Annotated in this window: 7 protein-coding genes and 3 pseudogenes; 5 read left to right on the forward strand and 5 right to left on the reverse strand. The window is 37.9% G+C overall.

The genetic code is table 11. The annotated features are described in order from the left end of the window. Positions 1-655 precede the first annotated feature (655 nt). Positions 656-1,465: a 4-hydroxy-tetrahydrodipicolinate reductase gene (gene dapB, locus BTN50_RS01775; RefSeq protein WP_096618812.1), complete on the forward strand. Its 810-nt coding sequence runs from the start codon at positions 656-658 to the stop codon at positions 1,463-1,465. A gap of 20 nt (positions 1,466-1,485) precedes the next feature. Here the strand turns inward: dapB and BTN50_RS10800 are convergent. Further along, positions 1,486-1,599 (reverse strand): annotated as a pseudogene (locus BTN50_RS10800) (IS5/IS1182 family transposase); the annotation flags it as partial. A 157-nt stretch (positions 1,600-1,756) separates the two neighbouring features. Here BTN50_RS10800 and BTN50_RS01780 point away from each other — a divergent pair. The 3 genes and pseudogenes from BTN50_RS01780 (at position 1,757) to BTN50_RS11970 (ending at position 4,103) form a co-directional block, all read left to right on the forward strand. Then, positions 1,757-2,627 (forward strand): annotated as a pseudogene (locus tag BTN50_RS01780) (IS5 family transposase). Positions 2,628-2,756: 129 nt separating this feature from the next. Then, entirely contained in the window at positions 2,757-3,662 is a 906-nt protein-coding gene (nadC, locus tag BTN50_RS01785; protein WP_096618813.1) for a carboxylating nicotinate-nucleotide diphosphorylase, read from the forward strand. A 180-nt stretch (positions 3,663-3,842) separates the two neighbouring features. Then, positions 3,843-4,103, forward strand: a complete 261-nt coding sequence (locus tag BTN50_RS11970; RefSeq protein WP_394336773.1) for a hypothetical protein — start codon at positions 3,843-3,845, stop codon at positions 4,101-4,103. A 1,152-nt stretch (positions 4,104-5,255) separates the two neighbouring features. Here the strand turns inward: BTN50_RS11970 and secA are convergent. Together secA and BTN50_RS10360 are read right to left on the reverse strand one after the other, a co-directional pair. Continuing rightward, positions 5,256-7,970 carry a preprotein translocase subunit SecA gene (secA, locus tag BTN50_RS01795; RefSeq protein WP_096618814.1) on the reverse strand — a complete coding sequence of 905 codons (2,715 nt, stop codon included), beginning with the start codon at positions 7,968-7,970 and terminating at the stop codon, positions 5,256-5,258. A gap of 387 nt (positions 7,971-8,357) precedes the next feature. Then, positions 8,358-9,016 (reverse strand): annotated as a pseudogene (locus BTN50_RS10360) (hypothetical protein). Between the two features lie 75 nt (positions 9,017-9,091). Here BTN50_RS10360 and BTN50_RS09905 point away from each other — a divergent pair. After that, a complete protein-coding gene (locus BTN50_RS09905; protein WP_161492896.1) occupies positions 9,092-9,232 on the forward strand; it encodes a hypothetical protein in 141 nt (46 codons plus the stop codon). Positions 9,233-10,240: 1,008 nt separating this feature from the next. Here the strand turns inward: BTN50_RS09905 and lpxC are convergent. Together lpxC and ftsZ are read right to left on the reverse strand one after the other, a co-directional pair. Continuing rightward, the gene (lpxC, locus tag BTN50_RS01810) at positions 10,241-11,158 is read right to left on the reverse strand and encodes a UDP-3-O-acyl-N-acetylglucosamine deacetylase (protein ID WP_096618816.1); all 918 of its coding nucleotides are present in this window, start codon (positions 11,156-11,158) and stop codon (positions 10,241-10,243) included. Positions 11,159-11,266: 108 nt separating this feature from the next. After that, a complete protein-coding gene (ftsZ, locus tag BTN50_RS01815) occupies positions 11,267-12,445 on the reverse strand; it encodes a cell division protein FtsZ (RefSeq protein ID WP_096618817.1) in 1,179 nt (392 codons plus the stop codon). Between the last annotated feature and the right edge of the window lie 16 nt (positions 12,446-12,461).

Genomic DNA, 12,461 nt, shown 5'->3' on the forward strand with positions numbered 1-12,461 from the left:
CATACGCAAAAAATTATTACTGCTGCAGTAAATTCATCAAATGCACCTGACAGCCACGTACTGCCTAACTTACTTAAACAGACCCACCTAAGAATCAATGTAATGCCAGAAGGTAATGCTTACGACATCAGATAATGTTAAGCAACCGTTCGTATTAAACGAATATGTCCAATCATCAACCAAAAAATAAACAATTTTTTAGAAACGAAGTCATCCGTATAATGTAGTGGTCAACTGCCAACAATTATACGGTTTAACTCAGCATTGGAAAACGAAACATAGTTATCATAAACCTTTCCTATTAAAGAAGGTAATGTTTTAAGTTAAAAAATTATTTGGAGATACATTAACCCTAAGGGATTACTATGCCTTCGCTTGGCGAAGCCTACGCCATGATGAAGCATTGAAAATAAGTTGACTAAGTTAGATATGCCCAAAGCGCAAGCCAGCGTCTAATAGTTAATTATGTTAAAATTTGTGATCTGAACTAGAACTAGAAAACAACGTCATGTGTAATATCTCCATTTATGGGGCAATACATATTATTTTTTCATTCAAATATACTTCACTATTTTAAAAAGGTAGAGTGACAAACATATTATTTTATTGTGCTATCTCGTAAATGTAGCGTAGATAGAAAAATAGAGGGATTCACATGGTTCGCATTGCAATTGCTGGTGCTGCTGGTCGCATGGGTCGTCAGCTAATTAAAGTCACGGATAGAATCGAGGACGTCACACTATCAGCTGCAAGTGAGCGACCAGAATCCAGTTTCATTGGTACTGATGCTGGCGAATTGGCTAATATTGGCAAACGTAACATTACTATTGTTGACGATTTAGCAAAAGTAACTGATAATTTTGATGTAGTTATCGATTTTACGACACCTGTTGTGACATTGAGAAATATGGCACTCTGTCAAGAGCACAGTAAGCAATTAGTAATTGGTACAACAGGCTTCATTGAAAAGCAATGTGCTCAAATAAATAAAACCGCAACTGAAATTGGCATTGTGATGGCAGCAAATTACAGCATTGGTGTTAATGTAATGTTGAAACTATTAGAAAAAATCACAAAAGTGATGGGGCATTACTGCGATATTGAAATCTTAGAAGCTCATCATCGCTACAAAGTAGATGCGCCTTCCGGCACAGCGATTAGGATGGGTGAAGTAATTGCAGGTGCTATGGATAACAAACTGAGTGATATTGCAATGTATACACATAAAGGTATTACTGGTGGACGTCGCCAAAATAAAATTGGTTTTGCGACTATTCGTGCTGGTGACATTATCGGTGAACATACTGCGATATTTGCAGATATTGGTGAGCGTGTTGAGATTACACATAAGGCCACTAACAGAATAATATTTGCGCACGGAGCGGTACGTGCAGCTAAGTGGCTTGCTGCCAAAAATGCTGGTTTTTTCACCATGCAGGATGTGCTAGAGCTCGATACTCTTTAGTTTTTCATGCCGATTAACTATTAAACGCTCGCTTTCGTTTTAAGTATACCTAGCCCGGTCAGCTCATGTAACGCTTTTATCATGCCGTAGGTTTCACCAATCTGAGCATGGTTATCCCTTAGGCTCAATGTTCCCCAAATAATTTTTTAACTCAAAATAGCTGTTTTTTCCAAATTAGGTAACTTAATTATTAATTTATATTTTCAAAAGCTAGATTCACTTAAACATTTAGATTAATAGGCATAACTACACCACAAAATAGCCCACTAAAAGCAGTATAATCAAGCTTTAATCAATCATGGCTCACTCACATACTTGATTGATTGATGTAGAAGTTATTCAGCTATGAAATCAAACGAAGCAGAGTAATCATAAGAGACTTCGTTTACTTCACAACTGAGCCATCACGACGGTCATCATAGTTAAATACGTATGTTAAATACCATTGAGGGGTCTGCAGTAATTCAGTAATTCTGTTTGCGCACTTACTCAATTGCCGTTGCCATGCCTCATTATTCATCCGTTAGCAAACGAGTCATAACGATTAACGACACGTTCAAGATGAATAATCAAGGAACCACCCAGAACTTAGCCATTGATTCTATGGGACTAAAAGTTTACGATGCAGACCCATGAAAAGTCAAAAAGCATGACACTACTGGGAAAGCCGAGTCTGGTGTAAGTTACATTTAGTGGTTAATGTAAATATGCATGAAATCATTGCTGCTAAGTTAAGTGCATCCAATGTAACTAACGATGAAGTACTACCTAATTTGCTCAAATAGACTCACCGAGCAATAAATGCAATATTAGCCGATGGCACTTACAATCCCAGACAATGTCACAAAATCATTCTAATTTAACGAACGGTTCCACTCATACCACCAAGAAAAGGAGCTACTTTTTGAAAACGTGGCTATCCGCGTAATTTAGCGGCCAGTTACCAAAAGCTATACGGTTCAAATCAGCATCGAAAAACGAGGTATAATTATCATAAACGTTTTCTACCAGAGACGATAATACTTTGAATCAAAAAAAACTACTCGAAGGAACATTGAACTTAAGAGAGCACAATTCTCAAATTAGCGAAATCTACGTCATAATAAAAGCGTCAAATAAATTGACAGGGCTAAGGATTCCTAAAATAAAAGCGATTGTTTAATAGTTGATCTTGTTGGGATTTGCTATTTGAGCGTGAATTAAAAAACAAAGCTATTTGCCATGTAAAATTGCTACCAACGTATCAGAATAGCTCTGAATACATCTTAACCTAACCCGTGATGGAATCACCATGTTGGAACAACAAGACACGCCTCGTGTTCACGATAAACATACACGCTTAACTACCTTGAAAGAACAGTTACAACATGATGTTGTTCGCTGCGTTGAAAATACGTTGAAAGAAGACCTTGGTGGTATCTTAGATGCGAGCCAAGACATTACAGCACTCTTGGTTACAGCAAACACCAACGCGATCGCCTCTATTATTACTCGTGAAGCAGGCGTATTTTGTGGGCGCCTTTTTGCAGATGAAGTATTTCGTCAATTAGGTGGTCAAATCGTACTTTCGTGGAACGTCGAAGATGGCGACAACGTTGAACCAAACCAAGTGTTGTGTGAACTGAAAGGGTCTGCCCGCACCTTACTCACAGGTGAACGTATCACCATTAATTTCATGCAAACTTTATCAGGCTGCGCGACTGAAACAGCACGTTATGTCGAAAAATTAACCGGCACAATAACTCGCCTCTTAGACACGCGTAAAACCATTCCAGGCTTACGCCATGCACTGAAATATGCCGTTGCTTGCGGCGGTGGCTTCAACCACCGTATCGGAGTGTATGACGCTTACCTCATTAAAGAAAACCATATCATTGCCTGTGGTAGCATTAAACAAGCGATAGACTCAGCCAAAGCGCTTAATCCAGATAAGATAGTTGAAGTTGAAACTGAAAATTTGCATGAACTGCAACAAGCCATTGATGCTGGTGCAGATATCGTACTGTTAGACAACTTCACCACCAAAATGATACGTGAAGCAGTCGCACTTAACCAAGATCGTGTTGCATTAGAGGTATCGGGTAATATCACGCTCGAAACACTGCGAGAATTTGCTGAGGCAGGGGTCAACTTCATTTCTGTCGGTGCGTTAACCAAACATATTCGAGCAATGGACTTGTCTATGCGCTTAAAATAAGCTATTTAATTAATCTACACTATACATAAAAAAGCCTTGCTTACGAACAGTGACAAAAGTCAAAGCAAAGTGGCTTGATTGCCTAAATAAAAGAACTAAATTGTTAATCTCACTCTAAATAGCTCGGTTCACTTAAATATTTAGGTCTATGAACAAGCTTTAATTAATTATGGTTTACTAATATTCTTGATTTATGCAAAAACCATTCAGCTATGGAATGAAACTAAACAGAGTAGTCATGGAAAACTACGTTTATTTAATGATTTAGCCATTACAACGATTTTTTGGTTAAATAAGTGTTTTTTCCTGCTTTTGAGATGTTTACAAAAATTCATTAGTTCTGTTTTAAACTTACCTAACTACCGTAGACATGCCTTCATTATTCATACATTAGCAAGCAAGCTAAAATGGAAAACATCACGTTCAAGACTAAGACTATAGGAACTATCTCGTACTTCATCATTGATTCTACGGGGCTAGCAGCCTACGGTGCAGACGAATGAAAAATAAAAAATCATGGCTCTAATGGAAAACAGCTAGTCTGACAGCAGTTACATTTAGCGGCAGATATAAATGCGTATGAAATTATTACTGCTAAGTTAAATACATCCAATCTGACTGACAGTGAAGTGCTACCTAACTTGCTAAAACAGGCTCACGGAAGAATCAATGCAATATCAAGCGGTAGTGTTTACGATACCAAAAAATATTACCAAACCATTCATATTAAACGGATAGTTTCGCGCATACCACCAATAAAATGAATAACTTTTAGAAAACGAAATCATCTGCATAATTTAGCGATCAGTACCAAAAGTCATACGGTTCAAATGAAAATTGAACAATAAAGTATGGCTACCATAAACGTATCCTATCAAAAACAAAAATGGTTCAAATCAAAAAATTATTTAAACAGATATTTAGCCTAAGACTTATAATTTTTAGATTAGCAAGACCTACACCATAATAAAAAAGTTGCATAACTTGACAACTTTAAGTATATCTCAAACAAAAGCGATTGTTTAATGATAATTCATCAAGATAATTTATCATTAAAATTCAAGTTAGCAAATCAAGCTCTTCAAATCATTAGTACACCACAATGTAACTTTGAATATGGATAAACACTTAAAAAATACATTGAATGTTTTCTTCCACGACAATTAAGTACGCAAGCAATGATTCTATTCAATATAAGTTCCCATGCATACACCAGATCCAGCACGGTTTTTTTGCTACCTACGAGCAACCATTACTTCTCCACTTCGTAAACAAAGACCACCGTCTGCACACAACGCCATGCAAATTTTTTACAATACTAATAACCACATGAATACTAATGTTTCACATTCAAGTTGAATCACGAAAACCGATATTCTTCATAACAAGTTTAATAGTATACTTTTTGATACCAGACGGATAAATTTGATAGCTATATGCAATCTGGAGGTTCGACAGCATTGCTTACAGCGATAGTAACAATAATCATTCGCATAAAATGGATACATCACGCTAAGTTTTATTGATAGATACATAACTAATTTTTATGTAAACTTCAGAGCTGCATAAGTAAACGTTTATGCAGCTCTGAAGTTAGCAAATGTTACCGTGGCATTGTTTAAATTTTTTACCAGACCCACATGGGCATGGTTCATTACGGCCAACCTTACGCTCATTACGTACTTTTGTTGTCGATTCATGGTTTTCATCAAACTGATTTTTCGCCTTTCCGTGGCTCACTTGTTGATAACGAACAGTTTTTTCAGTGCAGATGCGGCGATGCTCTTCCATACGATTAACTTCTTCAGGCTGCTGCACACGGACACGACTTAATGTTGTTACAACATCTGACTTAAGGGACTCAAGTAAATCTTCGAATAACTCAAATGATTCACGCTTGTATTCTTGTTTGGGATTTTTCTGTGCATAACCACGAAGGTGAATACCTTGGCGCAGATAATCCATTGCAGCCAAGTGCTCTTTCCATAATGTATCTAAGGTTTGCAACATGACTGCTTTTTCAAAGTTACGTAGTGTCTCAGCACCTACGGTCATTTCTTTCAATTCATACACATCAATAATATTACTCAAAATGCGCTCTCGAAGTTGTTCTTCATAAAGTTTGTTTTCGTTCTCTAACCAACCTTTCAGTGAAAGTTCAATATCAAAATCTATTTTTAAACGCGCTTCCAAACCAGCTATATCCCACATGTCATTCAGTGATTGAGGCGGAATGTATTGATCAATAACATCGTTGATAACGTCTTCACGATTTTGCGCAATCATCGCACTAATGTCATTAGTATTCATTAACTCGTCACGCAACTCATAAACAACTTTACGTTGGTCATTGGCAACATCATCAAATTCTAACAATTGCTTACGAATATCAAAATTACGCCCTTCAACTTTACGCTGTGCATTCTCGATAGCTTTGTTCACCCAAGGATGCTCAATAGCTTCTCCTTCTTCCATGCCTAATTTTTTCATCATATTCGACACACGTGCTGATGCAAAAATACGCATCAGTGAGTCTTCCATTGACAAGTAAAAACGGCTTGAACCCGGGTCTCCCTGACGACCAGAACGGCCACGTAGCTGGTTATCTATACGACGAGATTCATGACGCTCAGTACCGATAATATGTAAACCACCAGCTGCTTTTACTGCATCATGATATTCATGCCATTTCGCTTTAATATTCGAAATTTGTTCTTCAGTTAAATTTTTTAGCTTTGCTACTTCTGCCTGCCAACTACCTCCTAGCACAATATCAGTACCACGACCAGCCATATTAGTTGCGATCGTAACTGCACCAAGAGACCCTGCATCAGCAATAATATCCGCTTCATGTGCATGAAATTTCGCATTCAATACCGCGTGTTTTACACCATCCTTTTTCAAAGCATTTGATAACAACTCAGATCTTTCAATCGATACAGTACCCACAAGAGACGGTTGCCCTTTCTTACTGCGTATTTTTATATCTTCGATGATCGCATTAAATTTCTCACGCTCCGTCATGTAGACCTGATCAGCCATATCATCACGAATCATTGGCTTATTCGTAGGGATAACAACCGTATCCAAACCATAAATAGACTGAAATTCGAATGCCTCGGTATCCGCAGTACCAGTCATACCAGACAATTTATCATATAAACGGAAATAGTTTTGAAAGGTAATCGATGCCAAAGTTTGATTTTCATTCTGAATTTTTACACCTTCTTTCGCTTCAACAGCTTGGTGTAAACCTTCAGACCAACGACGACCAGGCATCGTACGACCAGTATGTTCATCAACAATAACAACTGCCTTATTTTTCACGATATAATCGACGTTTTTTTCAAAAAGTATGTGGGCACGTAATGCCGCATTAATATGGTGTAAAAGAGAAATGTTTGCTGGAGAGTACAATGTATCGTTTTTTCCCATTAAACCATTATTTTTTAATAGATCTTCCACAAATTCCTGACCTGTTTCAGTCAAGTGCACTTGCTTAGACTTCTCATCAACAGTGAAATGACCATCACCACGATATTCTTCAGTGTCTTCTTTGTCTTGGCGAACAAGCTGAGGGATAAGTGCATTAATACGTTCATACATTTCAGAGCTGTCTTCTGCAGGTCCAGAAATAATGAGGGGAGTACGCGCCTCGTCGATTAAAATTGAATCAACTTCATCCACAACGGCAAAATAAAGCGCGCGTTGAACACGGTCTTCAACACGAAATGCCATGTTATCGCGCAGATAATCAAAACCAAATTCGTTATTTGTGCCATAAAGGATATCAGCTTGGTATGCTTCTTTTTTTTCTAGCGACGACATGTTTGGCACATTAATACCAACGGTCATATCGAGAAATTCAAACAAAGGACGATTAGTTTCTGCATCGCGCTTAGCAAGATAATCATTCACGGTGACAACATGAACACCTTTACCCGTCAATGCATGAAGGTAAGCAGGCAAGGTAGCCGTTAGTGTTTTACCTTCACCAGTACGCATTTCAGCAATTTGGCCATTATTTAGTACCATCCCGCCAATCATTTGCACATCAAAATGACGCATTTCACAAATACGCTTAGAAGCTTCACGAACTGTCGCAAATGCTTCAGGTAAAATAATATCAAGATCTTCACCTTGAGCAATACATTTACGGAATTCGGCGGTCTTTAATTTTAACTCTTCGTCACTAAACACTTCGAATTGCGGCTCTAATCTATTAATCTCATTGATGACCTTACGAATGCGACGCAGTGTACGATCATTGCGGCTCCCGATTACTTTAGTAATTAATTTCGATAACATGGCGTGCCGTTTCTCTTATATTTTTACGCTTTAGCGCCAGAGCCAAAGCTGACATATTGCGCAGTAAAAAAAGACCAGCAACTCCTTCTGCCAAAATTCTTTATCGGAACTTTTTGTTAAAAAATGCGTATTCCTAACTGTTATCTTGTGCCTACTGTACATAATTTCAAGACTAAATGAATCATTAAATATTGCTACTAAATGTCTTCATTATTCGAAGGACATGAATCATAAGTCATAGCAGCAAGGCATCCTATCTGTAAAACGAGTCCTATCCTATTAAATAAAAAATTAAAATTTATTTACTGACACATTTGATGTCATACTGTTTATGTCGCTTTGTTTCCTAATTTCAGTTCAGATAACAAGTCCTAACATGGTTAACTATTAAATGATCGCTTTTGTTTTAAGAATATCTAGCCCGGCCAGCTTATTTAACACTTTAATCATTGCGTAGGTTTCACCAATCTAGCCATTGTAATCCTTTAGCTCAATGTCCCTCCGAGTAGTTTTTAACTCGAAACATTGCTATTTTTGATAAAAAACGCTTCTGGTAATCATGCTTCGTTTCCAAAAAATTATTCCTTTTCTTTGTGGTATGAATGAAACCACTCGTTTAATACGAACGATTTAGTAACATTGTCTGGTGTCACAAGCACCATCGGCTGATATTTCATTTATTCTTCGGCGGGCCTGTTTGAACAAGTTAAATAGCATTTCACCGTCAGTTACATTTGATGCACTTCACTCAGCAGCAATGATTGCATACGTATTTATCTCTACCGCTAAATGTAACTTATGCCAGACCCGCCGTTCCCATCAGTGCCATGCTTTTTTACTTTTTATTCACCTTCACCGTAGACTTTGAGTCCCGCCAAATAAATGGCTAAGTCACTAAATAAAAGAGGTCTCTTATTATTACCCTGTTTAATGTGATTCCATTACTGAATAGCTTCTTCATCAATCCAGAATATTAGTTAGCCACGCTTGATTAAAGCTTGATTATACTGCTCCCAGTTAGTTGTTTTATAGTGAAGTTTATTCATAGACCGGAATATCTAAGTGATTCTAATTTAGGAAATAAAATTGGTTATTATAAAGGTTCCTTAGCAGAAACAACAATGGTACAAATCAAAAAATTACTGAAAAGAACATTGAGCCTAAGAGATCAAACAACTCAGATCAGCGAAATTTATGCCATAATAAAAACATTAAACAAGCTGACAGAACTAGGTATGCCTAACACAAAAGTGATTGCTTAATAGTGAATTATACTGGGCTTTGCCATCTGAACTCGCATTAAGAAAAAAGCCTGGCTAAGCGCTAAATAAATAAGGGTTCCCATGGTTGTCCTTCTTAGTTTAATTCCGTAACTAAATAGCTTCTTCATGAATCCAGAATGTTAGTCAGCCACTACTGATTAAAGCTTAATTATACTTGTTCCCAGTTGGTTATTTTGTAGCGAAGCTTATTCATAGATCTGAATATTTAAGTGAACCTCACTGTTTAGAGCGTAAATTAATAATTTAGTTCCCTGATATAGGAAATAAAGTTTAAGTGCAGTTAAAACATACAGGATAGTGCGTAGTGGACAACCATGCTATCATTACAAGTAATGTGGTCGAACTTGCTAACTTGAATATATATTGATTAAGCTTATCCATTTAATATTAAAACTTTCATTGTTATATTTGCTATGAATAATGCTGGTATTCGCGATTCAGCTCTAGTACTATACATCAGTATGAATGTAGTTATTCATCTTTGGAAAAACTCAAACTACTCTGTATCATCACACTCTCTCTTAACACGCATGAAGCATGAAGCAGTGCTTATATGCGAAATAGATAAACAATAGTTTTGCATAAGTAGCAAAAAAACCGTGCTAGCTATGGTATGCATAGAAAACTATAACTAAACATTTTTTCACACATTTGGTTGTTGTGAAAGAGAAACGCCCCATGTACTTTGCAATCGTTTATTCATACTCAAAATCACATTGAGTTATAATGTATAAAAATTTTAATGTTTACAACATCCTTCTCAAAAATAAACTCATTGATAAAAAATTCTACTCTCGGTGGCATAATTAAATTCGTTGTTCTCACGCAACACGACTCAATAAAAAAATAACTGAATACATAAAATTAACAAAAATACATAACAAAGTCAGTGATACATTCATTTGGCATGTGTATTAACATGACGTCCCCAATAACTTATTACATACATAACTGATACTCCGGTCTGTATGACAAAATTTAGGCATTTTACACTAAAATCATACCTGATTCGGTAAACCTAACGGGCATTGCGTGTACATCTGCAAAGGTTGCCCACTCCCAAGCTTCTTGATCAGCAAGTACTGCACGAAGCAGTTGGTTATTTAACGCATGGCCTGATTTATAAGCGTGCATTTCACCGATTATATTGTGTCCACACATATAAAGGTCACCAATAGCATCTAATATTTTGTGCTTAATGAGTTCATTGTTAAAACGCAGCCCATCTTCGTTAAGAATGCGATAATCATCAAAAACGATTGCGCAATCAAAACTTCCACCCAAACACAAGTTACGTGATTGGAGGTATTCAATGTCACGCATAAAACCAAAGGTACGTGCACGGCTTATATCTTTTATAAATGTTTGTGAAGAAAAATCTAACACTAAACTTTGTTGTTCTATTTCAATAGCGGGGTGATCAAAATCGATAGCAAAATCGAATCGGAAACCTTCATAAGGCAATAATGCTGCCCATTTGTCACCGTCTTCTATGCGAACAGGTTTCTTCATACGCACAAATCGCTTTGGCTCATTCAAGGTTTCAATACCCGCAGATTGCAGCAGATAAATAAATGGGCTGGCGCTGCCATCCATAATTGGGATTTCTGGTGCATCTACTTCAACAATGACGTTATCAATACCCAAACCCGCCAATGCAGCATTAAGATGCTCAACGGTAGAAATGCGCACGTCGTCGTCATTGACCAATGCAGTACACAACATAGTGTCGCGAACTGATGCCGGATCTGCCGGAAAATCCACCGGTGGAATCAGATCAGTACGGCGATAAATAATACCTGTGCTTACTGCAGCAGGGCGCAGAATCAATGTGACCTTACGGCCAGAGTGCAGCCCCACCCCAGTCGTTTGAACAATAGTTTTTAATGTTCGTTGTCTGATCATTTTCCATTTCCAACTGAATATAGTTTCTGTGCCTTAAGTCACTCATTACACTGTTAGAACAGCACGCAATGATACTACGCAACTGTACACAACCTAAACACTACAAGATTAATCTACCTGTTTACGAAGGAAAGCAGGAATATCTAAATAGTCGTGTTCTTGTTTAGGCTTTGGTGCAATATTTGACGTCTGAGGTTGAACTAACATTTCCGTAGAGCGTCCGGCAGGTATAAACGTTGCTGCCTTAGGCTTTTCTTGTAAAGGCTTTGTCTTACTTTCCACTGAAACAGTCTTTTGAGGGCCTGAAACCAGAATAACATCTGGTTTCAACTCGTGACCTATACCGGTAGCGACAACTGTTACTCTCAATTCATCAACCATATCAGGATCCATTGACGAACCTATCACCACAGTAGCATTATCTGAGGCAAACGCTTTTACAGTGTTGCCCACTGTTTCAAACTCATCCAGTCGCATATCGAAACCAGCAGTAATATTTACCAAAACACCTCGAGCACCTGCTAAATCAATATCTTCCAACAGTGGACTAGAAATTGCCATTTCAGCAGCTTCTTCAGCACGATCTGCACCAGTAGCAACACCACTACCCATCATTGCATGACCCATCTCAGACATCACAGTACGTACATCAGCGAAATCGACATTAATAAGACCAGGCCGTGTGATAAGTTCTGCAATACCTTGTACAGCATTGCGTAGGACATCGTTCGCTTTTGCAAATGCATCTAACAACGTAATGCCACGCCCCAATACTTTTAGTAGCTTTTCATTAGGTATAGTGATCAAAGAATCTACGTGTTTAGACAGCTCTTCGATTCCTTGCTCAGCAAATGCCATACGTTTTTTACCTTCAAAACTAAATGGCTTTGTAACAACCGCTACGGTCAAAATACCCAATTCTTTTGTAATTTCAGCAATGACTGGCGCAGCACCGGTTCCAGTACCACCACCCATACCTGCTGCGATAAATACCATATCGGCACCTGCGAGCTCATCTTTAATTGCTTCTCGATTTTCCATCGCTGATTCACGACCTACCTGCGGGTTTGCACCAGCACCTAGCCCTTTAGTAATGTCACCACCAATTTGAATCACAGTGCTAACCGCCGTTTTACGTAATGCTTGAGCATCAGTATTGACGGTAATGAACTCCACACCTTCAATTGACTCACGCACCATGTGTTCTACCGCATTGCCGCCGCCACCGCCAACACCAACGACTTTAATTACCGCGTTGTTAGATATTTCCATCATCGGTTCAAACATGTGTTCTCTCCGTCAT

Source organism: Candidatus Enterovibrio altilux (genome assembly GCF_002381345.1).
Taxonomy (GTDB): Bacteria; Pseudomonadota; Gammaproteobacteria; order Enterobacterales; family Vibrionaceae; genus Enterovibrio; species Enterovibrio altilux.